General features: G+C 68.9%; 22 protein-coding genes. 11 read left to right on the top strand and 11 right to left on the bottom strand.

Annotated elements, in window-relative coordinates:
* Positions 1-3: 3 nt before the first annotated feature.
* From RS83_RS17260 to RS83_RS17245, 4 genes are all read left to right on the top strand, one after another.
* Positions 4-1,911 carry a glycosyltransferase gene (locus RS83_RS17260; protein ID WP_045280663.1) on the top strand — a complete coding sequence of 636 codons (1,908 nt, stop codon included), beginning with the start codon at positions 4-6 and terminating at the stop codon, positions 1,909-1,911.
* A 43-nt stretch (positions 1,912-1,954) separates the two neighbouring features.
* Entirely contained in the window at positions 1,955-2,746 is a 792-nt protein-coding gene (locus RS83_RS17255; protein ID WP_045280662.1) for an ABC transporter permease, read from the top strand.
* Positions 2,746-3,498 carry an ABC transporter ATP-binding protein gene (locus tag RS83_RS17250; RefSeq protein ID WP_045280661.1) on the top strand — a complete coding sequence of 251 codons (753 nt, stop codon included), beginning with the start codon at positions 2,746-2,748 and terminating at the stop codon, positions 3,496-3,498. The genes RS83_RS17255 and RS83_RS17250 overlap by 1 nt, the downstream gene beginning before the upstream one ends.
* A 102-nt stretch (positions 3,499-3,600) precedes the next feature.
* Entirely contained in the window at positions 3,601-4,824 is a 1,224-nt protein-coding gene (locus tag RS83_RS17245) for a polysaccharide pyruvyl transferase family protein (protein WP_156153243.1), read from the top strand.
* A gap of 27 nt (positions 4,825-4,851) precedes the next feature.
* On the opposite strand, the gene RS83_RS17240 is transcribed toward RS83_RS17245, so the two are convergent.
* From RS83_RS17240 to RS83_RS17230, 3 genes are read right to left on the bottom strand one after another with little or no spacing between them, the layout of a single operon-like run.
* On the bottom strand, positions 4,852-5,439 hold the full coding sequence (locus RS83_RS17240) for a hypothetical protein (protein WP_231587804.1): 588 nt from the start codon (positions 5,437-5,439) through the stop codon (positions 4,852-4,854).
* A gap of 2 nt (positions 5,440-5,441) precedes the next feature.
* Positions 5,442-6,404 carry a glycosyltransferase gene (locus tag RS83_RS17235; protein WP_045280659.1) on the bottom strand — a complete coding sequence of 321 codons (963 nt, stop codon included), beginning with the start codon at positions 6,402-6,404 and terminating at the stop codon, positions 5,442-5,444.
* Positions 6,401-8,311, bottom strand: a complete 1,911-nt coding sequence (locus RS83_RS17230) for a glycosyltransferase (protein ID WP_052679161.1) — start codon at positions 8,309-8,311, stop codon at positions 6,401-6,403. The genes RS83_RS17235 and RS83_RS17230 overlap by 4 nt, the downstream gene beginning before the upstream one ends.
* A gap of 154 nt (positions 8,312-8,465) precedes the next feature.
* On the opposite strand from RS83_RS17230, the gene galE reads away from it, so the two are divergent.
* The gene (galE, locus tag RS83_RS17225) at positions 8,466-9,455 is read left to right on the top strand and encodes a UDP-glucose 4-epimerase GalE (protein WP_045280657.1); all 990 of its coding nucleotides are present in this window, start codon (positions 8,466-8,468) and stop codon (positions 9,453-9,455) included.
* A gap of 21 nt (positions 9,456-9,476) precedes the next feature.
* On the opposite strand, the gene RS83_RS17220 is transcribed toward galE, so the two are convergent.
* Complete coding sequence (locus RS83_RS17220; RefSeq protein WP_045280656.1) at positions 9,477-10,757, bottom strand: O-antigen ligase family protein; 1,281 nt, start codon at positions 10,755-10,757, stop codon at positions 9,477-9,479.
* A gap of 14 nt (positions 10,758-10,771) precedes the next feature.
* The gene (locus RS83_RS17215; RefSeq protein WP_045280655.1) at positions 10,772-12,187 is read right to left on the bottom strand and encodes an O-antigen ligase family protein; all 1,416 of its coding nucleotides are present in this window, start codon (positions 12,185-12,187) and stop codon (positions 10,772-10,774) included.
* A gap of 68 nt (positions 12,188-12,255) precedes the next feature.
* On the opposite strand from RS83_RS17215, the gene manA reads away from it, so the two are divergent.
* The 4 genes from manA (at position 12,256) to RS83_RS17195 (ending at position 18,527) form a co-directional block, all read left to right on the top strand.
* On the top strand, positions 12,256-13,386 hold the full coding sequence (manA, locus tag RS83_RS17210) for a mannose-6-phosphate isomerase, class I (RefSeq protein WP_045280654.1): 1,131 nt from the start codon (positions 12,256-12,258) through the stop codon (positions 13,384-13,386).
* A 194-nt stretch (positions 13,387-13,580) separates the two neighbouring features.
* Complete coding sequence (locus RS83_RS17205) at positions 13,581-13,898, top strand: WhiB family transcriptional regulator (protein ID WP_082071713.1); 318 nt, start codon at positions 13,581-13,583, stop codon at positions 13,896-13,898.
* Positions 13,899-14,016: 118 nt separating this feature from the next.
* Complete coding sequence (locus tag RS83_RS17200) at positions 14,017-17,148, top strand: glycosyltransferase (protein ID WP_231587803.1); 3,132 nt, start codon at positions 14,017-14,019, stop codon at positions 17,146-17,148.
* On the top strand, positions 17,145-18,527 hold the full coding sequence (locus tag RS83_RS17195) for a DUF5719 family protein (protein WP_045280653.1): 1,383 nt from the start codon (positions 17,145-17,147) through the stop codon (positions 18,525-18,527). Before RS83_RS17200 ends, RS83_RS17195 begins: the two co-directional genes overlap by 4 nt.
* Positions 18,528-18,571: 44 nt before the next feature.
* Here RS83_RS17195 and RS83_RS17190 read toward each other — a convergent pair whose 3' ends face one another.
* On the bottom strand, positions 18,572-19,000 hold the full coding sequence (locus RS83_RS17190) for a hypothetical protein (RefSeq protein ID WP_230113646.1): 429 nt from the start codon (positions 18,998-19,000) through the stop codon (positions 18,572-18,574).
* Between the two features lie 80 nt (positions 19,001-19,080).
* Here RS83_RS17190 and RS83_RS17185 point away from each other — a divergent pair, with 80 nt between their 5' ends.
* Complete coding sequence (locus RS83_RS17185; protein WP_045280651.1) at positions 19,081-19,287, top strand: DUF3499 family protein; 207 nt, start codon at positions 19,081-19,083, stop codon at positions 19,285-19,287.
* Positions 19,288-19,311: 24 nt separating this feature from the next.
* Here the strand turns inward: RS83_RS17185 and RS83_RS17180 are convergent, their stop codons facing one another.
* Positions 19,312-20,121: an RDD family protein gene (locus RS83_RS17180; RefSeq protein WP_045280650.1), complete on the bottom strand. Its 810-nt coding sequence runs from the start codon at positions 20,119-20,121 to the stop codon at positions 19,312-19,314.
* A 16-nt stretch (positions 20,122-20,137) separates the two neighbouring features.
* Between RS83_RS17180 and RS83_RS17175 the strand changes: the two genes are divergently transcribed.
* Positions 20,138-21,130 carry a stage II sporulation protein M gene (locus tag RS83_RS17175; protein ID WP_045280649.1) on the top strand — a complete coding sequence of 331 codons (993 nt, stop codon included), beginning with the start codon at positions 20,138-20,140 and terminating at the stop codon, positions 21,128-21,130.
* A 21-nt stretch (positions 21,131-21,151) separates the two neighbouring features.
* Here the strand turns inward: RS83_RS17175 and RS83_RS17170 are convergent, their stop codons facing one another.
* The 4 genes from RS83_RS17170 to RS83_RS17155 all read right to left on the bottom strand — a co-directional run bounded on the left by RS83_RS17170 (position 21,152) and on the right by RS83_RS17155 (position 25,305).
* Entirely contained in the window at positions 21,152-22,459 is a 1,308-nt protein-coding gene (locus RS83_RS17170) for a DUF58 domain-containing protein (protein WP_045280648.1), read from the bottom strand.
* Positions 22,460-23,383, bottom strand: a complete 924-nt coding sequence (locus tag RS83_RS17165) for an AAA family ATPase (RefSeq protein ID WP_230113743.1) — start codon at positions 23,381-23,383, stop codon at positions 22,460-22,462. It abuts the gene before it with no gap.
* A gap of 99 nt (positions 23,384-23,482) precedes the next feature.
* The gene (locus RS83_RS17160) at positions 23,483-24,667 is read right to left on the bottom strand and encodes a DUF4350 domain-containing protein (RefSeq protein ID WP_045280646.1); all 1,185 of its coding nucleotides are present in this window, start codon (positions 24,665-24,667) and stop codon (positions 23,483-23,485) included.
* Positions 24,664-25,305 carry a DUF4129 domain-containing protein gene (locus RS83_RS17155; protein ID WP_045280645.1) on the bottom strand — a complete coding sequence of 214 codons (642 nt, stop codon included), beginning with the start codon at positions 25,303-25,305 and terminating at the stop codon, positions 24,664-24,666. The genes RS83_RS17160 and RS83_RS17155 overlap by 4 nt, the downstream gene beginning before the upstream one ends.
* Between the last annotated feature and the right edge of the window lies 1 nt (position 25,306).

Below are 25,306 nucleotides of genomic sequence, written 5' to 3'. Positions count from 1 at the left end.
ACGATGACAATGGTCGAGCAGGAGAAGCAGTACGTCACCGTCAACCACACGGTGTTCCCCTCCGAGGGCGTGGCGGAGGTGTCGGCGCTCTACGTCGACACCGGATCCGGTGACGGCTCCCAGCCGGGCGAGGCCTACGAGATCGTCGACCGCCGGGGCATCAAGGTGTACGCCCACCGGCGTGTGTCCCTGAGCACGTACTTCAACGCGTTCCCGGCCAGCGACTGGCAGCACTCCACGGCCGTGCGAGCGGTCCGCCTGGTGGCGACCGTCGCAGGGCGCGGACTGATCTCCGTCTACAAGTCCAGCGCTCGTGGACGCGCTTCAGCGCACGCGTCGAAGACGTTCACGGATGAGACCGTCACCTTCGACCTCCCGGTGACCTCGTTCATCGACGGCGGGTTCTACTGGTTCGACATCGCGGCCGGCAGCGAGGACGCGACGCTGGTCTCTGCCGAATGGCAGGTCGAGGCGCCGGATGGCTGGAAGCCGGGGAAGGCGACGGTCGGCATCACCACCTTCAACCGTCCGTCGTACTGCCTGAATCAGATCATCGCTGTCGGCCAGAACGAGCACGTGCACGATGTGCTCGACCGTGTCGTCGTCGTCGACCAGGGGACGGACCTGGTCTCCGACCAGCCGGGCTTCGCCGATGCGGCGGCCCGCCTCGGTGAGAAGCTCGAGATCATCCGGCAGCCGAACCTCGGCGGTTCCGGTGGTTTCTCGCGTGCGATGCTCGAGTCCCTCGAGGCGGACAGCGACTACGTGCTGCTGCTCGACGACGATGCGATCTCCGAACCGGAGGCCATCGTGCGCGCGGTTCGGTTCGGGGACTTCACCAACGTCCCGACCATCGTGGGCGGCGGGATGCTGCACCTCGACGATCGCTCAGTGCTCTACACGCAGGGCGAGGTCTGGGACCAGCGGAGCTCGTGGATGCGCCCCTCCGGTGAGAGCGAGTATGACCACGATTTCGCGGAGGAGCCGCTGCGATCGACTCCTGAGCTCCACCGTCATCTCGGAGCGGACTTCAACGGGTGGTGGATGTGCCTCATCCCGACGAAGATCATGCGCGAGATCGGTCTCTCGCTGCCGGTGTTCCTGAAGTTCGACGACGTCGAGTTCTCGCTGCGAGCTCGTGACCACGGCTATCCGACCGTCTGCCTTCCCGGCGTCGCCGTGTGGCACATGGCCTGGCACGACAAGGACCCCACCCGCACCTGGGAGGAGTACTTCATCCACCGCAACCGGACGATCACGGGGCTGCTGCACTCGCACGTCCGCGGCGGCGGGTACTTCCCCCTGCATGCCTTCCTCGGAGACATCAAGCTGTTGTTCATGCTGCAGTACTCCGCGGTCCGGCTGCGCCACGAGGCGCTCAGGGACGTCTTCGGAGGCCCGGCGCGGCTTCCGGAGCTCCTGCCGGGGAAGCAGGCGGAGATCCGCGAACTGCGAACGCACTACGTCGACTCGAAAGTCGTCGAGGACTTCGCGACGCTCCCACCCGTGCGCCGTTCCTCGGTCGCGCTGCTCGGCGGGGTGAGCAGGCCGACCAACCCGGTCATGGCGATCGCTCTTGCGCTCAGGGTCGCTGCTCGCCAGTTGTTCATCAAGCACGCTCCGGGGAGTCGGAGGAACCCTGAGCGGGTCATCTCCGCCCAGGACATCACGTGGTGGCGATTCGCCGACATCGACTCGGCGCTCGTCACCTCGCCGGACGGCATCGGCGTCGCGTGGTACCAGCGTGACCGAGCGATGATGCACAGGTTCCTGCTGCGCAGCATCCGTCTGCACTGGAAGCTCGCCCGGCAGTGGGGCCGCCTCGCGGCCGAATACACTGACGGAGCACCCGGAATCACATCTCCGGAGCAGTGGCGGAAGACCTTCGACACCGTGCAGAGCGGCGACTGACGCCTGCGGGCGCGCAGCGCGGCGATTCGGACACAGGAGCGGGATGAGCGTTTCGACAGTGGGGGCACCGGGCACGCCCCGGCGCTACCTGCATTCGCTGTGGCTGCTGTCGGCCCGCGACCTGCGCGTCCGCTATGCGACGAGCATGCTCGGCTACCTGTGGTCGGTGCTCGATCCGCTGGTGATGAGCGCGATCTACTGGTTCGTGTTCACGGTCGTCTTCCACCGATCGGTCGGTGAGGAGCCCTACATCGTGTTCCTCATCACGGCGCTGCTGCCGTGGGTCTGGTTCAACACCTCGGTCTCGGACTTCACACGCGCGTTCAAGAAGGACTCGCGTCTGGTGCGATCCACCGCGATACCGCGGTCGATCTGGGTGAACCGGATCGTCCTCAGCAAGGGCATCGAGTTCCTCTGCTCGATGCCGGTGCTGGTGCTGTTCGCTGTCGCGACCGGCGCTCCGGTCGGCTGGGGGCTGCTGTGGTTCCCGCTCGCGGTCATCCTGCAGACGGTGCTGCTCGTCGGGCTCGGACTGCTGGTGGCCCCGCTCTGCGTGCTCTACTCGGATCTCGAGCGCACGACGGCGTTGATCCTTCGCGCCCTCTTCTACGCCACTCCGATCATCTACGGTGTCGCCGATCTCCCGGCACCGTTCGACGTGATCGGAGCCTTCAACCCGCTCTCCGGGATCTTCACGCTCTACCGCGCCGGGTTCTTCCCCGATCAGTGGAGCTCCGAAGCCGTGATCATCGGCGTGGTGATGACCTTCGTCATCCTGGCTCTCGGCATCTTCGTCTTCCGTCGCCTCGAGCGCACCGTCCTGAAGGAACTCTGATGCCAGCTGGCGGTGTGCAGGACGTGGCGATCGCGGTGGAGGGGCTCGGGGTGAGCTTCCGCCGCAACCGGCGTGGACGCCGGAGCTTCAAAGACCTCTTCGCGGGCGCCAGTCGACGGTCGCGCCCCGGAGAGTTCTGGCCGCTCCGGAACGTCTCGTTCACGGTGCTCCCAGGCGAGGCGATCGGCGTCGTCGGTCGCAACGGACAGGGCAAGTCGACGCTGCTTCGGCTGGTGGCGAAGGTGCTGCTGCCAGACGAGGGAACCGTGACCGTCAACGGCGGTGTGGCGCCGCTCATCGAGATCACCGGTGGCTTCGTCGGCGATCTCACCGTGCGGGAGAACGTGCGCCTGACGGCCGGCCTGCACGGCATGTCGCGTGCCGAAGTCGCGCGCCGCTATGACGGGATCATCGCCTTCGCGGAACTCGACGGATTCGAGGACACTCCGTACAAGCACCTCTCGAACGGTATGAAGGTGCGCCTCGCGTTCGCCGTGGTCTCACAGCTCGACGAGCCCATCCTGTTGGTCGACGAAGTGCTGGCGGTCGGGGACAAGGGGTTCCGCGACAAGTGCTACCAGCGCATCGACGAGCTGCTCTCCGAAGGACGCACGCTGTTCTTCGTCTCGCACAATGAGCGCGACCTGCGTCGGTTCTGCTCGCGAGGGCTCTACCTGGACAAGGGTGCGCTCGTGCTCGATGCTCCGATCGACACCGTGCTCGACCGGTACAACGCCGACAGCGGTCGCTAGCGGGCGGAATCGCCGACGTCTCAGTCGAGGACGATAGGCTCCTAGGAGCAACGGCGCGATTCACCCGATCGCGTCATCCCCGTCTGACCCGAGGAGTTGCACGTGTCGTCTTTTCCTGTGCGCGCGGCACGCCGAATCCGTCGTGCGAGCGAGGAGCTCTTCCGAGCCCCCCAGTCTTCCCAGCCCCTCCAAGCTCCCATCTACCTCATCTCGGCAGGGGGACAGCCGAACTTCGGTGACGAGTTCATCACCCGTGCCTGGCTCGACTGGCTCGCCGAGCATCAACCGAACCGGGAGGTCTGGCTCGACACCATCGAGCCGGGGCGCGCATCCCACCTCTTCCGCGACACCCATCCGCGGTTGCGGACGACGAACACGCTGTGGCATGCGACCCACACCGGTGCATCGGATGACCCCGAGGCTGCGGCACAGCGGATGCAGAGTCTGGTGCGTGATCTCGGATCGCCCCGGTACGACCTCGGCCTGCGCGATCTCCGCACGATGGGGTCGATGCATCTGCTTGGCGGTGGATACATGAACTCGATCTGGCCGGAGAACTTCGGGATCATCACGGCGATGACCACGCTCAAGGCGGACTTCGGCATTCCCATCTTCGCGACAGGGCAGGGGCTGATGCCGCATGACGGCCCGACGCTCGACTGGCTGCGCGAGCGGCTCCACGAGTTCGACTACGTCGAGTCTCGTGACGCGGAGGGAGCGCGGGCGTTCGACGTGACCGCCGGGCTCGATGACGCGTTCCTCGCATTCTCGAACGGGCGCGAGCTCTACGCCCCGGCCGCAGAGCTGCCCGCGACCATGGTGCTCGTGCAGGGCGACATGGCAGACGCAGAGCGAGACGAACAGCTCGGTCGAGCGGTCGAGCGGTTCATGTCGGAACAGCAGGTCGCGAGCCAGGTCGGTTTCGCCGAGGCGATCCCGCCGGACGACTTCCGCCACGCAAAGGCCTACGTCGAGGATGCGGCGCCCTTCTACCCCTTCATGCGGATCTGGGAGAACGGCTTCCCCGCCTTCGAGGGGCAGACCTGGTTGACGACGCGGTTCCACTTCCATCTGCTCGCGGCGGCGGCGGGCGCACGCGGAACCGTGCTGAATGCTCGTCCCGGGTACTACGACGTCAAGCACGGGTCGTTGCAAGAGCTCGGCACCGGCTGGTCGGACTGGGCGTCGGAGGAGGATGCGAACGCTGTCGTCCCGGCCGCCACCGGGGACCCCGATTTCCCCGCCAAGGCTCGGGAGTTCGGCCAGCGCAAGGCGGCACTGGCCGCGCAGCTGTACACGGACGCCGCGATGCCGCCGGCCGCCTGAGCACCGCCTCCGGTCCGTGGTGCCGCGCTACGACCCGATGACGGCGCGAAGCTCCGAGAGCGCGTTCTGCGCGCTCTCGATGGCCGCTGTCGACCCCGAGCCGGTGCCGGCGATCCTGAGCTTCTCGAGCTGAGCGGAGTATGCGCTCACGGCATCGCGCCACTGCGACGCGATCGATGACGGCGGCACCACGTCGGACAGCTGCTGTGCGTCGATCTGCAGCTGCTCGACGATCGACGCGGCCTCCTCCTGACTGCCCGCATCGGCGATGAAGCCGAGGCCGGTGCCTGCATCGTCGAGGCGAGGCGTCACCTGCGTGCGGAAGGTGGCGAGGTCGGGGTCGACCGGCGGCGGCGGGGTGTTCACCGGCGTCTCCGGATCCTCCGGGGTCGCTGAGGGGGTCGGCGTGCTGCTCGCGGTGGGCGACGCCGACGGAGACGGCGAGGCGCTGGAGCCGGGGTCAGGAGCGCCGCCTCGTGGGAGGAGGAAGAACAGCAGCGCCCCGACGATGACGAGCGCCAGCACCGAGAGGCCGACGATCAGCCAGATCCGGCCGCGGTTACTGGGTTTCGGGGGTATCGGGGCCCAGCGGAGTTCCGGCTGCTGCTCACTCATGGTCATGCCTCCAGAGGTGCCATCGGCTGCCAGGAACGATCGCGACCGAGCCGGCCGCCCTCCTTGAGCCCGCGGAAGAGATTGCTGGTGCCCCGGACCGTGCGCTCGACGAAGACCAGGCGGATGAGCTCCTTGGCGAACGTCATGGCGGTACCGAGCCCGAACAGCACGGGGTTGTACACGTGATGCACGCGATAGTACTGCTTGATGTAGGCGCGGTTCCGCATGATGTAGAAGCGGTAGGCGTTGCTCGAGGCGTTCATGTGACGGATGCCCATGTCCCACTGCTTGATCTCGCGGGTGCGGCGCAGCACGAACTCGTCGACGATCACCGCGGTGGTGCGTCTGGACGCGAGCCAGCCGTACATCTGGTCATCCCAGTAGATGAAGAAGCGGGGATCGGGCAGACCGATCTGCGAGACGATGGAGCGGTGGATGAACATGCCCTCGAAGCATCCGCTGTTCATCTCCTTGTACCCGGAGGCATCGAACCCGGACGGCGCGAATGGGATCGGAATGCCCATCCGCTCGGCGATCCGGTACTGCCAGTAGAACTCGCTGCCGTCGTAGTCGAACCGCCGACCCTGGATGCTCTTGAAGCGCGGAGTCCATCTGCCCATCCGCGCGAGACCGTCGGGGAGCACCTCGACGTCGTCGTCCATCATCCAGATCCACTCGGATCCGAGCTCGTATGCGGTGCGCATACCCTCGCTGAAGCCGCCGGAGCCGCCGGTGTTGGTCTCCAGGCGGCGGTAGACGATCTCGGTACCGATGTCCTCCCGGAACGACTCGACGACGTCGGTGGTGTCGTCGACCGAGGCGTTGTCGATGATCACGACTCGACCGGGCTTCGGCTCCATCGCGGAGATGCTCGTGAGCAGTCCGGTCAGAAGGTGCGAGCGGTTGTATGTGACGATGACGATCGTCGCCGCGTTCGGGTCGAATGCAGCGGGTGCCGCGGTCATGCCTTCTCCTCGAAGATCTGCTGCCAGGACTGGGGGGAAACGAGGTCTGGGAGCGCTGCGCGGTACTGCCGCTGCAGTTCCGGCCAGCGTCGGCGGAGCTCGGAGTGGAGTCTGACCGTCTCGCGCAGCATCCGCCGGTACTTGGCGCGATCGCGCGTGTAGATGTTCTTGCCGGAGCCGTCAGCGGCGCTCACGAGGGCGCTGTCGAACACGGGCACGCGCCACCAGTAGGCGTCCTCCTTGCCGAACTCCACCTCCGGCTGGGCGACGTTCTGCGGGCTCGGGCGATGCAGCCAGTGCGCGACCAGGGTCGACAGGGTGAACCACCGCAGTCGCATGCCCGTCGGGTTGTCGAGGTCGTTCTTGGACAGCTGCTTGTACACCTGCCGGCCGCGCCGGGAGTGCAGGACGGTCGTCGGGTCACGGTGCACCGTGGTCTCAGCGAAATCAGCGGCGAGTGCCCGAGCGGCGGGCATCGCAGTCGCGAGGTTCCGCCGCATGTGATCCGGGCCCGAGAGCACATCGCGCAAGGCGCGGGCACGGAGGGCGACGGGGTAGTACTGCATCATCATCAGATGTTTGAGATCGACGCGGCGGCTGTGCACGAGCAGCCGTCCGCCACGCGGCGCGTTCGAGTGCAGCAGCCCGGCGACGATCCGGTTGCGGGCGTGGAAGTACGCCTGCCAGTCGATCGTGTCGTCCTTGTTCACCCAGGAGACGTGCCAGAGCGCGACGCCGGGCATCGACACGGTGGGGAACCCCTGCTCGCCGGCGCGCAGGCAGAACTCGGCGTCGTCCCACTTGATGAACGCCGGGAGCGACAGGCCGACCTTGCGGATCGCGTCGAGCGGGATCAGACACATCCACCAGCCGTTGTAGTCGGCATCCATGCGCATGTGCAGCAAGGTCGACTGGCGGAGGTTGGCCACACCGAAGTCGTGCGGCATCTCCTCCTGGTAGAGGTTGCGCCACATGAACGGTGCCTCGTCGACGACTTCGGCCCAGCCGTGCAGCTTCGGACGGTCAAGGAGATCGAACATGTGGCCGCCGACGAGCACCGGACTGGTGGCGTAGCGGCCGAACACGATGGAACGGCGCAGCGATTCCGGTTCGAGCCGCACGTCGTCGTCCAGCAACTGGACGAAATCGCTCTCCGGCCGCTGCAGGGACTCGTGCATCGCGCGGGCGAAGCCGCCGGAGCCACCGAGGTTGGCCTGTCGGATCACCTGGAGCGTCTCGCCCAGCTGCGTCGCGACATCGTCGTAGCCGTCCTGGTCGGAGACCAGCTGGGTTCCCTGATCGATCAGAAAGATCCGGTCGACGAACTCCAGTGCGTCGGGGGAGGAAGCCAGCGCCCGCAGCGTCTCGACGCAGTAGTCGGGCTTGTTGTAGGTCGTGATTCCCAGCGAGGCCTTGCCTGCACGCGCCGGTTCCTGTGCGGTCGTCCACTCGGCGCCCTCGAGCACCGCCTGCTTCTCATCGGCGACGATGTCGAACCAGATCCAGCCGCCGTCGCTGTACTGCGTGAGATCCAGGTCGAACGAGGACGACGCCTCGCCGGAGACCTCGCGGGTGGCGACGCGCTGCTGGACGCCCGAGCCGTTCGAGCGATACACGAGGATCGTCGCCGGACCCGTCGTCCGCACCGTGAGCTGCACCTGGCGCACGCTGGTCCAGTGCTGCCAGTACGAGGCGGGGAATGCGTTGAAGTAGGTGCCGAGCGACACCCGGCGTCCTGCGACGATGCGCGCACGGTGACGTCCGAGGACGTTGCCCAGGTGGGCGCGGTTCGAGACGCGGACAGGTTCGTCCTCGATGACGGACCAGGTCTCGGGGTCCGCGTACAGCGGGAGAAGATCGGGGTCGCGATCGAGCGGGAAGACGACGTTCTGAAGGACGTGGACCACTGGGAGGTTCTCCGATGTTGTGCCACCGACCGCCTCGTTTCGCGGGGTGCAGTGGACTCGACGAGCAGAGAGTAGCCTATCGTCCGCCACCTTCGGATCTGCGGAGGAGGGGCGTGCCGCGGTCGTCCCGGGGTGCCGCGATAGGATGGCCGCGATGAAGGTATTGATCACCGGCGGCGCCGGCTACATCGGATCCACCGTCGCGACGGCGTGCATCGAGGCCGGAATCGAGACCGTGCTGATCGACGACCTCTCCACCGGCCGTCGCGACTTCGGCGAGGGGCGCGGGCTCTACGTCGGCGACATCGCGGACGGCACGCTGCTCGACCGAGTGCTCGCGGAGCACCCCGACATCGACGCCGTGATCCACTGCGCCGCTCGGATCGTCGTGTCGGAGTCCGTGACCGATCCGCTCGGCTACTACGACACCAACGTCGGCAAGACCATCGTCCTCCTGCGGCGTCTGCGCGACGCGGGGATCAGCCGCATCGTGTTCAGCTCCTCTGCAGCCGTGTACTCGGCTGAGGGTGGTCAGGGTGTCGACGAGACCGGCGTTCTCGCACCATCGAGCCCCTACGCCACCACGAAGGCCATGGTCGAGCAGGTGCTGCGGGATTCCGCCGACGCCGGAGACTTCCGAGCCATCGCTCTCCGGTACTTCAATCCGATCGGCGCCGACCCGCGCCTGCGCACCGGGCTGCAGAACCCGCTCCCGACCCACGCGCTCGGCGTGATCATGCGGGCGAGCGCGAATGACGAGGCGTTCTCGATCACCGGCACCGACTGGGGGACTCGTGACGGTTCGGGGCTCCGTGACTACATCCACGTGTGGGATCTCGCGCTCGCGCACGTCGCAGCGGTGCAGCGGTTCGACGAGGTCGCCACGGAAGCTGCGCCCTACCAGGTGATCAACATCGGCACCGGCGACGGCGTCACCGTGCGTGAACTCGCCGCGGCGTTCGAACGGGTGAGCGGTGCGCGGCTGCGTGTCGTCGAGGCGCCTCGCCGACCCGGTGATCAGGCCGGTGCGTATGCGATCGTGGAGCGAGCGGCCGCGATCCTCGACTGGCGTGCGGAGCGATCGATCGAAGACGGTGTCAGGGATGCGCTCGCCTGGGCCGAGAAGCTGCGCTCGCTGGAATGAGCAACTGCTGCCGGGCTGGGCTCAGGCCTCCGGGCGCAGGATCGGGATGACGCCGGTGTTCGCGGCGTCGATGCTCTCGCGCCAGGAACGTGATTGGCCGGCGCGGAGCGCGCACAGCACGAGCATGAACCAGCCGGCGTCGATGAGGGTGAAGCTCTCGAACATGGAGTCGACCGCGAGCGTGACCAGCATGATCGGTGTCCAGGCGTAGACGACGGACCGCCGCACGCTCGCGACCAGCCAGGAGCGCACCAGGGCGATGCCGCCCAGCAGCAGGAACAGTACGAGGCCTGCGGCGCCGAGCTGCAGCAGCACATCGAAGAACGCGTTCAGTGCGCTCTGATGGCGATCGTCGAGCTGGAAGTTGATGTAGGTGAACGGATACTCCCCGCGAGACCATGCGCCGAACCATCCCCAGCCCTGAATCGGCTTGAGGGCGACGAAGTCCAGGATCGTGTTCCAGAGGTCGCCGCGGAGCGAGAAGTCCGAACCGGCATCCAGCAGGGCGATGATCTGATGCCGAAGCGCGAAGGCGACAGCGAGCGCGATCGTCACGAGCGCGCCCAGGACCCACTGCACGGTGGCGCGGCGTTCAGCGGAGGCATGCCGCACGATCGTCAGTGCGGCGGTGACGATGCCGACGGCGACGGCGAGCACCAGCACGGTCGGGGAGGCCGACAGGAATGCCAGCGAGCCGGCGAGCGCGATGGACCCGATCGCGAGCGGCGAGTCCACCGACCTGGTGCGCCACTCGATCACGAAGGTGATCAGTGCGATCACGGCGATGAAGCCGAGCATGTTGCGGCTGCCGAAGATGCCCTGGATCGGGCCGCCGTCGGCGATCAGACCCTCGACGTGCAGCACCGCGAACGGCACATCGAGCAGGATCCCGGAGAGGATCTCGACACCGAGTGAGACTGCGAGCAGCACGCGCAGGGTGTCGCCGATCGCCCGCACGGTCTGCAGCGTGTCGCGGATGTGCCCGATGGTGATCGCGAGGAACGCATAGCCGAACAGCGAGGCCCAGCCGAAGACGGTGTCGCCGCGATCGGTGGTCCAGATCACGCTGATCAGCGCCCAGGCAAGGAAGGCCAGCAGCGACGACGGAGCGACGCGCAGCGGAGACAGCTCGTCGCGGCGCACCCAGAGGATCGCTGCACCGATCAGGCAGAGGCCGGCCACGATCGCCGCGAGCGTCACCGCTGACGTGAGCTGCTGGATCGCGAACGAGCCGAACACCGCTGCGAGGCACGCGACGGTGAAGGCGCGGGCCATCTCGGCGGAGCCCAGGATTCTGGCCATCCGTCGAACGGCGGTCACGGCACGCGCCGCTGTCGAGTGCCGCGCTCGAACACCAGGTCGCGCTCGCCGACGCCGACCAACGGCACCGACTTCAGCTTGAACGAGAGCAGGATCACGAGCAACCAGCCCCAGAGCATGATCGGGGTGGACTCCGAAAGGCCCTGGACGAGCAGCACGACCGTGAACAGGCTCGGGAGCAGCGTGAGCGGGGAGAACTGGCGCGAGGAGTTGAGATCCCAGCGCGGGCGGTCGACGGCGAAGAACCATGCACGCCACAGCAGCGTGAGGTAGACGATCGCCATCAGGACGACGCCGAGTCCGCCGAGCTGCAGGAACACGTCGAGCCACATGTTGTGGGCGTGGAAGACGGTGATGTCGTGGTCGACGATCCAGCGATCGAAGGACGGGTCGGTGGGGATCCACGGACTGGAGAACCCGTTGCCGAACACCGGATGCTCCATCGCGCGTGCGATGACCTTGGTCCAGATCTTCTCTGATCGACCGGTGAGATCGGCGCTCCTGCCGAGCAGACCCAGCAGCGGCTCTCTGAGCAGCCAGACCGCGGCGACCGCGAGCACCGTGCCGCCGATGGCGACCGTGTAGATCCGGGTCCGTGCGCCGGGGGTGCGCGCCCTGCGCATCAGGAGCGCGACCAGGAGCACGACGGCGACAGCCGCTGCGCAGACCATGGCGGTGGCGGAGGCGGTGCGGAACAGGAAGTAGGCGGCGAGCGCCATCCACAATGCGAGCGTCGTGCGCCAGCGGGCGCGGGCGGCGAACAGGATGCCGAACGTGATGATCGCGAACAGGGAGATGATGGCGAGCAGGTTCGCGTTGCCGACGATGCCTTGGACGCGGCCCCCGTCGAGGAGGTTGTCCCGGACCCAGTACCACTGCGGGTCGAGCTTGCCGTCCGGGAGCGTGGCGAAGTTCGGCAGCAGCGGCCCGTGGATCACGAGTGAGACCCACAGCTCTAGCGCGAGCGAGAGTCCGAGGATCCACTTGAACGCAGAGGAGAGCGCGCGCACGATCTCGTGCCAGGTGAGCACATGGGCGATGAACAACGCGTTCACCGTCACGGCTGCCAGCAGCACCCAGGTGAGGAGCGTCGGACCGCGCCATTGTGACCAGGCCACCGAGACGAGGGCCAGGGCGGTGTAGCCGAGGGCTGTCCACGGCAGACGGCGCCAGCGGAAGGGCTGCGGCTGCCGGCGCGAGATCATCGGCACACCGATCGCGAGCGTCGCCAGGGTGAACAGGATCATCGCGATGCCGGCGCCGGTCTGGCCGACGAGGTTGTAGACGGCCGTGTGCGCGAAGATCGCGATGAGGACCAGGATCACGTACCCGCGCAGCAGGAGGTGCCCCGTCGACTCGCGCTCTGGCGCTGTGGGCGGGGCCGCGATCGGGTGTCTGGTGTGCTGAGCCATCGCGTTCAGGCTACCGCGCCGCGCCTCGCGCGTCGCTGAACATCTCCGCCCGGCTCTACGCTGGTGGCATGCTGCTGAGTCTCACGAACACGCCCCGCGATTACGCCTGGGGTTCCACCTCGCTGCTGGCCGAGCTGGAGGGTCGTGCGCCGTCCGGAGCACCTGAGGCCGAGGTCTGGTTCGGCGACCACCCTGGCGACCCGGCGGACGTGCGGGGCGGCGGCACGCTCGACCAGGTCACCGGTGGGACGCTGCCGTATCTGCTGAAGCTGCTCGCTGCCGCGCAGCCGTTGTCGATCCAGGTGCATCCGACGATCGCGCAGGCGCAGGACGGGTGGGCGCGCGAGTCGACGAAGACGTCCGATGATCCGACGCGGAACTACCGTGATGCCAACCACAAGCCTGAGCTGATCGTCGCGCTGAGCGAGCGCTTCGAGTCGCTGAGCGGACTCCGTCCGGTCGCGAGCACGCTCGCCCTGCTCGACGTGCTCGGTGACGGGCCGGCGATCGTCGGCCTCCGTGCGCGCCTCACCGGCGAGGGTGACGTGCTGCGGGACACCATCGGATGGCTGCTGGGCGGCGAGGCGCAGAGCGAGGTCGACGAGATCATCGACGCGGTGTCCGACGCCGCTGCGCGGACCGAAGCGGGGGAGTGGGCGCCGACGCTCGCAGCCGTCGCCGGCATCGCCCGAACGTACCCCGGTGACCCCGGCGTGGTCGTCGCGCTGCTGATGAACCACGTGACGCTGCGCCGTGGCGAGGCGATCTTCCTCCGAGCGGGGCTCCTGCACGCCTACCTGGAGGGACTCGGTGTCGAGATCATGGCGGCGAGTGACAACGTGCTGCGCGGGGGGCTCACTCCGAAGCGGATCGATGTGCCTGAGCTGCTCTCGATTCTCGATGCGACGCCGGGAGAGGTGCCGGTGCTGCGGCCCCGCGGCGATGAGGCGATCACCGTTTATCCCGCTCCGGTCCCCGATTTCGCACTGCGCCGCGTGACGCTCACCGGTGCATCCGTCGATGTCGAGGTCGCAGGCCCGGCGATGGTGCTCGTCACGGCGGGCGCCGTCGACGTCGCCACCGCGGACGGCGAGTCGCTCGCGATCGCGGTCGGCGAGGCTGCGTTCGCGACGGTCGACGAGCGCTTGCTGCGCCTCTCAGGCAACGGCGAGGCGTTCATCGCGACGCCGGGCGCCTGACCCGCCGACCCCCGCTTCCCGACCGCCGGGCGTGTCGATTCGCAGTGTCCGGACGCGACACGCCGATGACGCGCATGAACCTTCAAGACATTCTTGAGGGTTTACGATCCGCGACTTGACCGGAGCGAATGACACGGGTGTAATTAGGGAAGCAAGAAGCCCACGGGGGGGCACTGACAGGGTTGGAGATCGAGATGACGGGATACCGTTCCGACGTACCGGAGAACTGGTTCGTCGATCCGATCAACCTCGGAGTGCCGGGGGTGCGGAAGCCGAGCGGCGACGACGACAACGCTCTCGCCTGGCAGAGCGACGCATTGTGCTCGCAGACCGACCCTGAAGCCTTCTTCCCCGAAAAGGGCGGATCGACTCGCGATGCCAAGCGCATCTGCACGACCTGCGATGTCCGTGGCGAATGCCTCGAGTACGCACTCAACAACGACGAGCGTTTCGGCATCTGGGGCGGGCTCTCCGAGCGCGAGCGTCGCAAGCTCAAGCGCCGCGCCAGCTGACTACGCCGTCCGCGCCGTGACACGGCGGGTTCCAAGGGGAAACCCTGCGCAGCGCTTCGCAGGCGCGCCGGGGGCACTGCCCTCGCGATCGACTCGGCGCGCATAGGCTGACGAGGTCATGCCAGCCCGAGTTCACGCCATCATCGTCGCGCGCCCCGGATCATCGGCCCGCGCTCAGCTGCTCCGCACACTCGAAGCGGTGCGGTCTCAGACCACACCCCCCGCCGCAGTCACGCTCGTGATGTGCGGCGACGCGGCGTCTGCGCGGGAGAGCGACGCCGTCGCCCGCACGGTCGAGGGGATCATCGAAGCCAGGGCGACCACGTCGTTCGCCGAAGCTGTCGAGCTCGCCAGGCCACGGGTTGCCGAAGGCTCAGCCGTCTGGCTGCTCGCGCACGACACAGTGCCGCATCCGCGCGCGCTCGAGCGTCTCAACGGAATGCTCGAGCGGTCGCCGTCCGCAGCGATCAGCGCCCCCAAGCTCGTCGACACAGACAACGACCGGGAGATCGTCTCGCTCGGCGTGACCATGACGACGCTCGGCCGTGCCGTGGAGTTGGCGGCGGGCGAACTCGACCAGGGCCAGCACGACGGTGTCGACGATGTGCTCGGATCGGACATCCGCGGCATCCTCATCCGCAGCGAGGTGCGCGATGCGCTCCGCCCCGACCCGGCCCTTGCCGGTGCCGACGAGGGACTCGACCTCGGTGTGCGCGCGAGGCTCGGCGGCGGCCGGGTCGTGCTGTCTCCTGCCGCACGGATCTCGGTCTCGCCTGACGGTCCTGCAGCACTCCCCGCCGGACGGACCAGACGCGCGTTCGTCACGAGACTCGCCCAACTGCACCGCAGGCTCGCCTATGCGCCGGCCGCAGCGCTCGTGTTCCATTGGCTCACCCTCATCCCGCTCGCGCTCTGGCGATCGATCACGCACCTGATCGGCAAGCGCCCTGAAGCAGTGCTGCCCGAGTGGGGCGCCGCCGTGACCGCCATGGTGCGCTTCGGCGCGATCGCGCGCTCTCGGCGGAGCATCCGCGCATTCCGAACCTCGTCGTGGGCGAGCATCACCCCGCTTCGGATCACGGCATCCGCGCTCCGGCGACGTCTCGACGACGGGCACGGCAGCGAGGGCGGCGCGGTCAGCGAACTCCGGTTCTTCTCGGGCGGCGGCGCATGGGCGGTGCTCGGTGCTCTCGTGGTCAGCATCGTCTCGTTCACGATGGTGCTCGCCTGGCCGACGCTCGGTGGCGGGGGACTGCTGCCGCTTCGGGACACGGTTGCGGCGCTCTGGAGCGATGCGGCCTGGGGGCAGCGCGGCGTCGGCGTCGGCGTCGTGGGCCCTGCGGACCCGTTCGCGGCTGTGATCGCGGTGCTCGGCAGCCTCTGGCCGGCCGGCCCCTCGTTCTCACTCGTGCTGCTCTGGGTGCTCGCGCTGCCGCTCGCCGTGCTCGGCGGATGGTTCGCCGCGACCAGGGTGACCGACCGCGCGGGTCTTCGCATCTTCGCGGGAGTGGCGTGGGCGCTTGCTCCGACCTTCCTGACGGCACTCGTCGAGGGACGACCGGCCGCCGTCCTGCTGCACCTGCTGCTGCCCTGGCTGTTCCATGCCGCCGTGGTCGCGCACCGGTCCTGGGGAGCGGCAGGCGCCGCATCCCTGCTCCTCGCCGCTGTCGCCGCGTGCGCGCCCTCGCTCGTCCCGGCCCTCCTCCTGCTGTGGCTGGTCGCGCTCGGAATCACACTCGGCACGGCGCAGTTCCGAGGTGCCGGTCGGCTGCTCTGGCTTCCCGTTCCCGCTGCGGTCATGTTCGCGCCGCTGGTGGTCTGGCAGCTCGTGCACGGCACCCCGCTCGCGCTGCTCGGCGATCCCGGTCTGATCTGGACCGGAGCGCAGGCGACCGCGGATGCCGCCGGCAGGCTCGCGATCGCGACAGGCTTCCCGACCGCTGATCTGGCAGGCTGGACGGCGTTCGCCGCGGGGCCGCTCGGCGCATGGGCATCGGTGCTCTGCGCGCCGCTCGCGCTCCTGGCTCTCGCCTCGGCCGTCGCACCGCGCTGGCGTGCGGGAATCACCCTCCTCGTCGTCGCGCTCGCCGGACTCGCCACGGCGTTCGTGGTCGTCGGTATCACCGTGAGCTTCACGCAGGGCACTCCGGTGCCGATCTGGCCGGGGACCGGCCTCAGCCTCGCCTGGGCCGGAGTGGTCGGCGCTGCGCTCGTCACGCTCGACACGGCGTTGACCCTTCCGAGGATCCGCTTCGTCGCCACGGCGGTCGCTTCCGTCGCGCTCGTGATCCTCGCAGTGCCATCGCTCACGGCGTTCCATCTCGGTGAGACGGCGCTTCGCAACGGTCCGCAGTCGACGCTCCCCGCGTACGTGGCTGCGCAGGCCGCGGCCGATCGCGACCTTGCCACGCTCGTGCTCACCCCGCAGAACGACGGCGGACTCGCCGTGGACGTCGTGTGGGGCGGCAGTGAGACCCTCGGCGCCCAGACGACCATGCTGACGACCGCGACCCACCTCCAGGGTGCCGACCTCACGGCCCTGTCTGTCGACCTGCTCTCGGCGCGTGTGTTCGATGCGCCCGGCGACCTCGCCGCGCAGGGCATCAGCTACGTCCTGCTCGCGCAGCAGAGCGAGGGCGAGGGCGACAAGGCCCGAGCACTGCGGACGACAGCGACGGCGTCGATCGATCAACGCGCCGGCTTCGTGCACGCGGGGACGACGGATCGCGGGGTGCTCTGGAGCGTCGACACGGAGATCGCAGCACCCGCCGCGATGACCGCCACGCAGCAGGGCGCAGCTCGACTTGCGGTCACGCTGCAGCTGCTCGTCGTGTTCGCCGCGCTGCTGCTCTCCATCCCGACCAGGGCCTCGCGACGCGCTGCCCGCGCACAGTCGCGCATCGTCGGTCAGGTTCCGCAGGAGCTGATCGTGCTTCCCCGGCGCCTCGAGGACGTCGATCACGCCGATGACCTGCAGGACGATGAACTCGACGCGACGACGGTCGAGGCATCGGACGAGCACCCCCCGATCGGGGAGCCCTCGGCCGAGGAGCCGCTCGTCGAGGATCAGTCCGATGCAGCGGACACGGCGAGCCCGGATCACGACGGTTCGATCGCCGATGCGAACGTGCCTGATCAGCGCGCAGACGATCTCCCTGCGCCGGATGCCGCTGAGCCTGAGGGCTCGGAACGGGAATCCGCTGCACAGGATGCCCCTGAAGACCACCGCGACACGGAGGACCAGCGATGAGCGCCAACCGAGCCGTCCGCGTCGTGGCCACCGGCGCTCGCCTGGTGACAGGTGCCGTCGTGGCGGTCGCCTGTGTTGCCGGCGTGGTCGCCGCGATCCATGCGCCCTGGCCGCAGGTGAGCCACGAACCGGCGCAGGTCGAGGTGACGCCGCTCGCCGGCGACAGCTCCCTCGTGTGCAACGGCGACCTGCGCGCGATCGGCAGGGATTCGTCCGACCCGCTCGCAGTGCGGTCGGCCGGCACCACCGACCTGACCGATGGATCGACGACATCGCCGCTCACCCGAAGCCCGATCCGCGTCGCCGATGTGGTGGATGCCGGTGAGGCCGCAGTGCTGACCGGCGCCGTCTCGGGGCGCACGGCTCCGCTGATCGCGGCGACCGAGTCGATCTCCGTCTCGGCTGACGATCTCAGCGGCTTCGCCGCCATTCCCTGCGGCACTCCACGGCTGGAGTCGTGGCTCGTCGGCGGCAGCGTCGCCACGGGGACGTCGGACATCATCGCGCTCACGAACGCGTCTGAGGTGCCGGCGACCGTCACGCTCTCGGTGTACGGCGAGAGTCGCAGCACGCGAACAGTCATCGTGCCGGCGACGACGCAGGTCTCGCTCGCCCTGACCTCGGTCGCGGCGGGGAGCACGGCTCCGGTCGTGCAGGTGACGTCCGACGGGGCTCCGGTGCGCGCCGTGTTGCAGTCCTCGCTCGTGCGAACCCTCGACCCTGCAGGCGTGGACCTGCAGGATGCCGTGGCCGGACCCCAGCAGAACCCGGTGATCGCCGGCGTGCAGGCATTCGCGGGCGACGGGGACGACGCCGACATGACCGTCCTGAGACTGCTGTCGCCGCAGACCGCGACACAGGCACGCGTGATCGTCCGGGCGGCGGGCTCGTCGACAGCCGTGAACGAGTTCACCGTCGACCTGACCGCTGCCCTTCCCGCCGATGTCTCGCTGAGCGGACTCGCGCCTGGCTCATACACGCTCGAGATCGATGCTGACGCCCCGGTGCTCTCGGCAGTGCGGCAGCAGGATGGCCTCGGACGCGGCACCGACTTCGCGTGGGTGACCCCGGCTCCGGAGATCGACGCCGATGCGCTGTTCGCCGTTCCGGCCGGCCCGACCGCGGTGCTGCATCTGATGAACACGACGGACGACGACATCGCGGTGACGCTGTCGTCCGCGGACGGCAGTTCTCCCACCGAGGTCACGGTGGCATCGAACCGATCGCTCGACGTGCCGGTCGAGCCGCGGTCGAGCTACCTGCTGAAGACGAGTGGCACGGTCCACGCAGCGGTCACGATGGCTGCGGGCGGCGCGCTCGCCGGCTGGCCTGTGCAACCGAGCCCGGGGGCTGCGCAGAGCATCACCGTGTATCCCTGACCGGGAGCCGGGCCGGCGGCCAGCGGTCACCCGCTCGCCGGCGCTCAGTGCTCGTGGCCGAGATCCCAGGGTTCGCGACCGACGTACTCGGCCGCCGCACGGAAGACGGCACTCTCGATCGCCATCCGACGGTGCGCGGCATCGTCGTGACCGGGAGGGAGGAGGCGCTCGATCGGGAGACGGAACAGGACGATCCGTGCGTTCGCTCGGTCGAGGTACCACCGTGGCACGTCCTCGACGGCGTCGAAGCTCGGCATCGCGCCGATCTCGAACCGCACTTCCTGCAACTCCGGCCACGTGCCCCGAAGGAACTCCACGGCGGTGCCGACCGTCAGATCGAAGCGGTCTATCCGACCGTCGAGCGGCGGGAGCGGCGGGCGGACCACTTCACTGCGTCCGAGGCGCCCGTGGCGTCCGTGACGTGCGCCGCGCCGGGGAGCGGCGGATGCGGGTGCACTGCGTCGACGGGGCATGTCAGAAGTCTAGGCGGTGCTCTGCGCCATCGCGGCGCGGCACCGCTGCTCCGTGGGCGGGCGGACGTACGCTGACGGTGATGGACGGACGACTCTGCTCGAAGGTGGGCTGCGCACGCGAAGCGGTGGCGACCCTGACCTACGACTACGGTGACCAGATGGCTGCGCTCGGACCGCTCGGCCTCGCGCAGCATCCGAACGCGCACGACCTGTGCTCGCCGCACGCGGATCGCCTCTCAGTGCCGGCCGGCTGGCTCGTGGTGCGGCACGAGGCGCTCCGCGCCTGACGCGCTCCCGCCTCGCCCGGGACCTCAGACTCCGACCCGGCGCCCCGTCAGCTTCTCGGCGCGACGGTCTGCATTCTCCAGCGCACGACGCTCGCGCTCTCGTCGCAGCACGGTGATCGCGACGAGCACCTCCTCCGGGGCCGCATTCGGCATCGGCGAGACGAACGGTGCGGCTTCGTTCAGGAGATCCTGCGCGACCCTCGCGCGGGCCGCGGGGACCAAGCGCGGTGCGGTCTGCAGGAACTGCGAGATCCGACGCGCCAGGCGGTCGGGCATCCGTGCGACGTCTGCGATCTGCGCCCATCCGGTCAGCTGGAACGGCAGCTGCGGTACCTGCGTCACGAGCGCGGGCGTGCGGACGCGCTGGCTGTAAGTGCCGGCAACGAGGTCACCGAGGCGCTGCGACCGCGAGTTGAACGCTCCGGTGAGCACAGCGAGACCACCGACCGTCATATAGATCTCGAGCACGCCGAGCAGCGCGCGGATGAACGCGTGGCGGAAGCCTGCGGCACCGCCGTCGACGCGGACGATGCGTCCGCCGACGGCCAGCTTGCCGAGGCTGCGGCCCTTCAGTGCGACCTCCATCGTGATCGGCAGCACCACGAAGCTCACGACGATCGCCGCCACGGTGGCGATCCGATCGGTCGCCTCGGTCAGCACACCGATGTCGAGGAGCCAGATGCGGAGGAAGATCCACAGGATGAACACGGCGAAGCCGAGCAGCATGTCGATCAGCGCGCCGAGCGCCCGGAGTACGAAACCGATCGGCTGCACGTCGATCGCGACGGCTTCCCCGGAGAGCACCTCATCGGCGGTATCGATCGGCGTGGACATGAGTACAGTAAATCAGGTGGATGCCGATGCGTTGTCTGATGCACGTCGCGCCGAATGGCAGCGACTGGAAGAGCTCAGCCGCGCCCGCCTCGACGGCGATGGCGTCGACGAGCTCATCGTGCGCTACCGTGCAGCATCCGCTGATCTCGCTGAGCTGAAGACCTCGGTGGGGGACTCTCCGCAGGGCGCGTATCTCTCCACGATCCTGGTTCGAGCGAGACTGCGGCTCACCGGAGCCTCCGACAACATCCTCACCCAGACCGCGCGCTTCTTCTCGCTGCAGCTGCCGGCTGCGCTGTACCGGCTGCGCTGGCTCACGCTCGTCATCACCGTGTCCTTCATCGCAGTGGTGGTGGGTACCGCTGCGTGGATCTCGAGCGACCCGGCGCTGCTGGCGACCCTCGGTCCGCCGGACGCGCTGCAGCAGTATGCAGATGAGAGCTTCACGGGGTACTACACCGAGAATCCGGCAGCGGAGTTCATGGGGATGGTGTGGACCAACAACGCCTGGATCGCGATGCAGTGCGTGCTGTTCGGCGTCACCGGCATCTGGCCGATCTACATGCTCGTGCAGAATGCGATGGGGCTCGGCACCTCTGCCGCCGTGATGGCGGCATACGACAAGGCCGACATCATGGTGCTCTACATCCTGCCGCACGGGATGCTGGAGATGACGTGCATCTTCGTCGCAGCAGCAGCGGGACTCCGCGTCTTCTGGGCCTGGGTCGCACCCGGGCATCGCACCAGGGGAGAGGCGCTCGCGATCGAGGGCCGCGCACTCGCCACCGTCGCGATCGGCCTCGTGTTCGCGCTGTTCCTGGCCGGCCTCGTCGAAGGCTTCGTGACCGGGTGGGCGCTGCCGTGGCCGGTGAAGATCGGGATCGGTGCCGCAGCGCTTGCGGTCTTCCTCATCTACATGGTCGTGATCGGCGGCCGCGCGTATCGACGTGGTGAGACCGGTGACCTGGTGGAGTACGAGGCAGGCACGCCGCGACTGGTCGCTGGCTGAGCCCGGAGCGATCGACGCCCGCTACAGGCGTCCCGCTGCCTTGAGCTCCAGGTAGCGATCTGCGATCCGGGGCGGCAGTTCCTCCGGATCTGCCGCGATGGCCTCGCCGCCGGCGCGACGGATCGCATCCGCGACGTTCTCCGCGTCGCGCATCGTGCGTTCGGCAGCAGCCGCGAGGTAGATCTCCTCGCGTGACCCCCGCTGCTGCGCGAGCGAGGCGATGCCGTCGTCCGTCACGGAGCCGACGAGCACCGTCGTCGCACGGGATGCGTCGGGGAACGCCCCGAGGAATCCGCGCGCCGACTCCGCGGCATCCTGGGCGGTGAGCACCACGATCAGTGAAGGACGGGTGGTCAGCGTGCGTACCGCCGCGAAAGCGCCGTGCCAGTCGGTGTCGACCAGACGCGCATGCACGGGTGCCATGGCATCGGTGAGCGCCGGGAGCAGCGCAGCGCCGTCGACGCCCGTCACCCGCCCGCGGACGACACGGTCGTACATCAGCAGGTGCACGTGGTCGCCCGCCCTGCTGGCGAGCGCCGCGAGCAGCAGCGCCGCCTCGAGCGAGGCATCGACGCGAGTGCCGTCGCCGACGCGCGCCGCGGCCGTGCGTCCGGTGTCGATGATGATCACGACATGCCGGTCGCGCTCAGGGCGCCAGGTGCGCAGCATCGTCGTACCGGCGCGAGCGGTGGCGCGCCAGTCGATGGATCGCACATCGTCGCCGCGCACGTACTCGCGGAGCGAGTCGAACTCGGTGCCCTGTCCGCGGACCTGGATGCTCGTGTTGCCGTCGAGCTCGCGCAGTCGCGCCAGGCGCGACGGCAGGTGCTTCCTCGACGAGAACGCCGGCAGCACCCGGATCACGTCGCGCACACCGTGCCGCGCCTGCCGGCCGGCGAGCCCCATCGGTCCGCGCGAGCGGATCATGACGAACTCGCTCACCAGTTCGCCGCGCCGACGCGGCAGCAGTGGGATCGAGACCCTCGCGCGCTCACCGGACGGGATCATGAGCCGCTGTCGGTCTCCGCTCGCCCCCGCTGTCGGCTGCCACGCATCCCGGAGCAGCGCGTGCAGCGTGCGCGTGCCGTGGTTGTGCACCGCGACGCTCACCGGCACGGGCTCGCCGAGCCGGGTGCGGGCAGGGACTCGTCGACTCACCGACACGGCGCGCGGACTCGCCGCGAAGGCGACATCGATCGCGACCAGCACCGCGCACAGAGCGACCCAGGCGCCGAGCACCGCGTACGCGGGATAGCCCGCGAATCCGGAGAGGACGAGCGGGACGACGCCGACGGCGACGGCGATGGCGAGACGGCCGGTGATGAACACCTAGATCGGCACCCTGGTCTGCTGCACGACCGAGGTCAGCACGGCATCCGCCGAGACGCCCTCCATCTGCGCGTCCGGGCGAAGCTGCAGCCGATGCCGCCAGACGGGCACCAGCATGGTCTGCACGTGGTCGGGGGTCACCGCAGAGGATGCGTTGAGCCAGGCCCAGGCCTTCGCGGCGGCGAGGAGACCGGTGGACGCACGCGGGCTGGCGCCGAGCTCGACCGATGGGGACTGCCGTGTCGCCCGGGCGAGATCGACCACATAGCCGAGCACGTCGTCGGTGACCTCGACGCGACCGGCGGCCAGCTGCCCCGCGCGGATCTCGTCGGCGGTGACGACGGCCTCGATGCCGGTCAGCTCGCGCGGCGAGAATCCTTCGGCATGCCGGCGGAGCACCGAGACCTCGGCGTCGCGCTCCGGCATCCCCACGACGAGCTTCATCAGGAAGCGGTCGAGCTGCGCCTCCGGCAGCGAGTACGTGCCCTCATGCTCGATCGGGTTCTGGGTCGCCGCGACGAGGAACGGATCGGGGAGCGCTCGGCTGACGCCGTCTGCGGAGACCTGGCGCTCCTCCATGGCCTCGAGGAGCGCTGCCTGGGTCTTCGGCGGGGTCCGGTTGATCTCATCGGCGAGCAGGATGTGCGTGAACACCGGACCGGCGCGGAAGTCGAACTCGCCGGTCCTGGCGTCGTAGACGAGCGAGCCGGTGACGTCGCCAGGCATCAGGTCGGGCGTGAACTGCACGCGCTTCGTGTCGAGCCCGAGCGCGCGTGCGAAGGAGCGGACGACGAGGGTCTTGGCGACGCCGGGGACGCCTTCCAGCAGCACGTGCCCTCGAGCGAGCAGCGACACCAGCAGCCCGGTGACGGTGCCCGCCTGGCCGACGACGGCCTTGTCGACCTCGGTGCGCACTCGGTGCATCGCCTGGCGCAGTGCGGCGTCGTCGGCGGGGATGTTCTCAGCGGTCACGGGGTGCCCTCGGCTTCCATCTGGGTTGGTGGAGTGTCGGTCGGATGCGGATCATGCGGTGCCACCGGCCCGCGGCCTGTCGTCGTCGACGGCGTGTTCGAGCTCGCTGAGGCGCCGCGCGAGCTCGATCAGGCTCGCGTCATCTTGCGGGAGAGGCCCGGCGAGCAGCGCCTGCAGCGTGCCACGGGGGACACGGAGGCGATCGGCGGCGGCATCGGCGACCTCGTCTGCGGTGGCGTGCACGGCCAGGCCGAGTGCTCTGGCGAGTCGACGCTGCGCGCCGTCGCGCAGGGCCTGTGCGGCATGGGCGGAGTCCCCGGCCTTCGCAGTGAGTCGCGCACGGCCGTGCATCGTCTCGGAGGCTCGGACGGTGACCGGCAGGGTCTCGGCGACGAGTGGGCCGAATCGCTGTCCTCGCCAGACCGCGGCAGCGACGCCGGACAACAGGAGCAGCAGGATCGCCGGCGTGAGCCACGGGGGAGTGAGCGATCCGAGCGTGTCGACGGGCTCACCCTCGATGTCGGAGTCGGCGAAGCTCGGTACGTACCAGACCACCCGGTCGCCCTGGCCGAGCAATGCGAGCGCGAGCGCGGCGTTGCCGTTCTCGGCGAGGTAGGCGTTCGAGAACAGCTTGGAACCCTCGACGACGACATGGCGTTCGCCTTCGCGCTCGTCGACCAGCACCGCTGCGCCGTCGGCGTCGCCGAAGCAGGCGGTGACCCCTGGCGCGGGAGAGAAGAGCCGGTCCGGTCGGATCGTCCCGATCTTCGCGAACTCCGGGACCTCGCACTCGGCCGCTGCGGAATCCGAACTGCCGGGTGCATCCTCGCCGATGTCGAGGAGATCGAGGAGCCTGCTGCTCGACGATAGGAAGACGAGGTTGGCTGCCGGCTCGATCAGCTCGCGGAGCGCCTCGTCGGACAGCGAGAAGGGGTTCGCCATCACGAGCGTCGAGTCGGCATCGATCGCAGCGCGGGCGTCGGCACGGGAGCGGAACACCTCGACCTCGACGCCCTGATCTCGCAGGATCTCCGCCAGCGCGAGAGACCCTGCATCGTTCCGGCCTTCCGGGTCGAGGCCGCCGCGCCCGCCGGGCGCAGCCGCGCTCACGCGCATCGCGATGAATGCGACGCCCACGACGAGCGCCGCGACGATGAGCCAGCCGATCAGGGTGCGGAGACGCCGGGGTCGACGTTCGGCGGTCGACGGCGCGGAGCCTGCGTCGAGGACGCTCATGCCACCGCCGCCTCTGGGCGACGTGCTCGAAGGCGGTCATCGGTCGCGGCGATCTCCCGATACGTCGACTCGGACGCCGGATGCCGGAGGTAGCGGACGTCATCGAACGCGATCGCTGCGTCGCGCATCGCCGCAGCCTCGTCGTCGAAGACGCCGGCAGCCTCGCGGGCGATCGACTGCGCGGTGGCGCCGGGGGCCGGATCGATGAGGTCCCGTTCGAGCAGGCTGCGCGCGATGGCACGGAAGCGCAGGATCGTCGCGGCATCCCAGTCTCCGTCGCGCGCGCTCCGTTCCGCATCCGATCGCAGCTGTGCGGCCGTGCGGTCGTCGCTGGCCCCGAGGAGATCGCCACCGCGGCGACGGACCGCGCTGGCACCGCGCGGTCGGCCCCAGATGATCAGCGCGGCGATCAGGGCCCCGACGATGATGACGCTCACGATGATCAGCGCCGATGGTCCGACGTTCGCACCGTTGTCAGACGTGAACAGGTCGCCGATGAACCGGCCGATGTCGCGCGCGACCATGTCGAACCAGGTCGGTTTGGCGTCGGCGTAGCGGGGGTTCGAGAGCTCCTCCTCCGCCCAACGCCGAGCCTCATCCCCGTCGGGGACGTCGAGGTCGTCGAACCATCGGATCATG

It is taken from the genome of Microbacterium oxydans, assembly GCF_000956525.1.
Lineage (GTDB): Bacteria > Actinomycetota > Actinomycetes > Actinomycetales > Microbacteriaceae > Microbacterium > Microbacterium oxydans_A.
The sequence above is the reverse complement of the archived record's forward strand: the minus strand, read 5'-3'. Positions and strand labels throughout refer to the sequence as shown.

Coding starts and splice junctions, on each gene's coding strand:
- RS83_RS17260 (WP_045280663.1), top strand. CDS start 4: ATGACAATGGTCGAGCAGGAGAAGCAGTACGTCACCGTCAACCACACG.
- RS83_RS17255 (WP_045280662.1), top strand. CDS start 1,955: ATGAGCGTTTCGACAGTGGGGGCACCGGGCACGCCCCGGCGCTACCTG.
- RS83_RS17250 (WP_045280661.1), top strand. CDS start 2,746: ATGCCAGCTGGCGGTGTGCAGGACGTGGCGATCGCGGTGGAGGGGCTC.
- RS83_RS17240 (WP_231587804.1), bottom strand. CDS start 5,439: ATGAGTGAGCAGCAGCCGGAACTCCGCTGGGCCCCGATACCCCCGAAA.
- RS83_RS17235 (WP_045280659.1), bottom strand. CDS start 6,404: ATGACCGCGGCACCCGCTGCATTCGACCCGAACGCGGCGACGATCGTC.
- galE (WP_045280657.1), top strand. CDS start 8,466: ATGAAGGTATTGATCACCGGCGGCGCCGGCTACATCGGATCCACCGTC.
- RS83_RS17220 (WP_045280656.1), bottom strand. CDS start 10,757: ATGGCCAGAATCCTGGGCTCCGCCGAGATGGCCCGCGCCTTCACCGTC.
- RS83_RS17215 (WP_045280655.1), bottom strand. CDS start 12,187: ATGGCTCAGCACACCAGACACCCGATCGCGGCCCCGCCCACAGCGCCA.
- manA (WP_045280654.1), top strand. CDS start 12,256: ATGCTGCTGAGTCTCACGAACACGCCCCGCGATTACGCCTGGGGTTCC.
- RS83_RS17205 (WP_082071713.1), top strand. CDS start 13,581: ATGACGGGATACCGTTCCGACGTACCGGAGAACTGGTTCGTCGATCCG.
- RS83_RS17200 (WP_231587803.1), top strand. CDS start 14,017: ATGCCAGCCCGAGTTCACGCCATCATCGTCGCGCGCCCCGGATCATCG.
- RS83_RS17195 (WP_045280653.1), top strand. CDS start 17,145: ATGAGCGCCAACCGAGCCGTCCGCGTCGTGGCCACCGGCGCTCGCCTG.
- RS83_RS17190 (WP_230113646.1), bottom strand. CDS start 19,000: ATGCCCCGTCGACGCAGTGCACCCGCATCCGCCGCTCCCCGGCGCGGC.
- RS83_RS17185 (WP_045280651.1), top strand. CDS start 19,081: ATGGACGGACGACTCTGCTCGAAGGTGGGCTGCGCACGCGAAGCGGTG.
- RS83_RS17180 (WP_045280650.1), bottom strand. CDS start 20,121: ATGTCCACGCCGATCGATACCGCCGATGAGGTGCTCTCCGGGGAAGCC.
- RS83_RS17165 (WP_230113743.1), bottom strand. CDS start 23,383: ATGCACCGAGTGCGCACCGAGGTCGACAAGGCCGTCGTCGGCCAGGCG.
- RS83_RS17160 (WP_045280646.1), bottom strand. CDS start 24,667: ATGAGCGTCCTCGACGCAGGCTCCGCGCCGTCGACCGCCGAACGTCGA.
- RS83_RS17155 (WP_045280645.1), bottom strand. CDS start 25,305: ATGATCCGATGGTTCGACGACCTCGACGTCCCCGACGGGGATGAGGCT.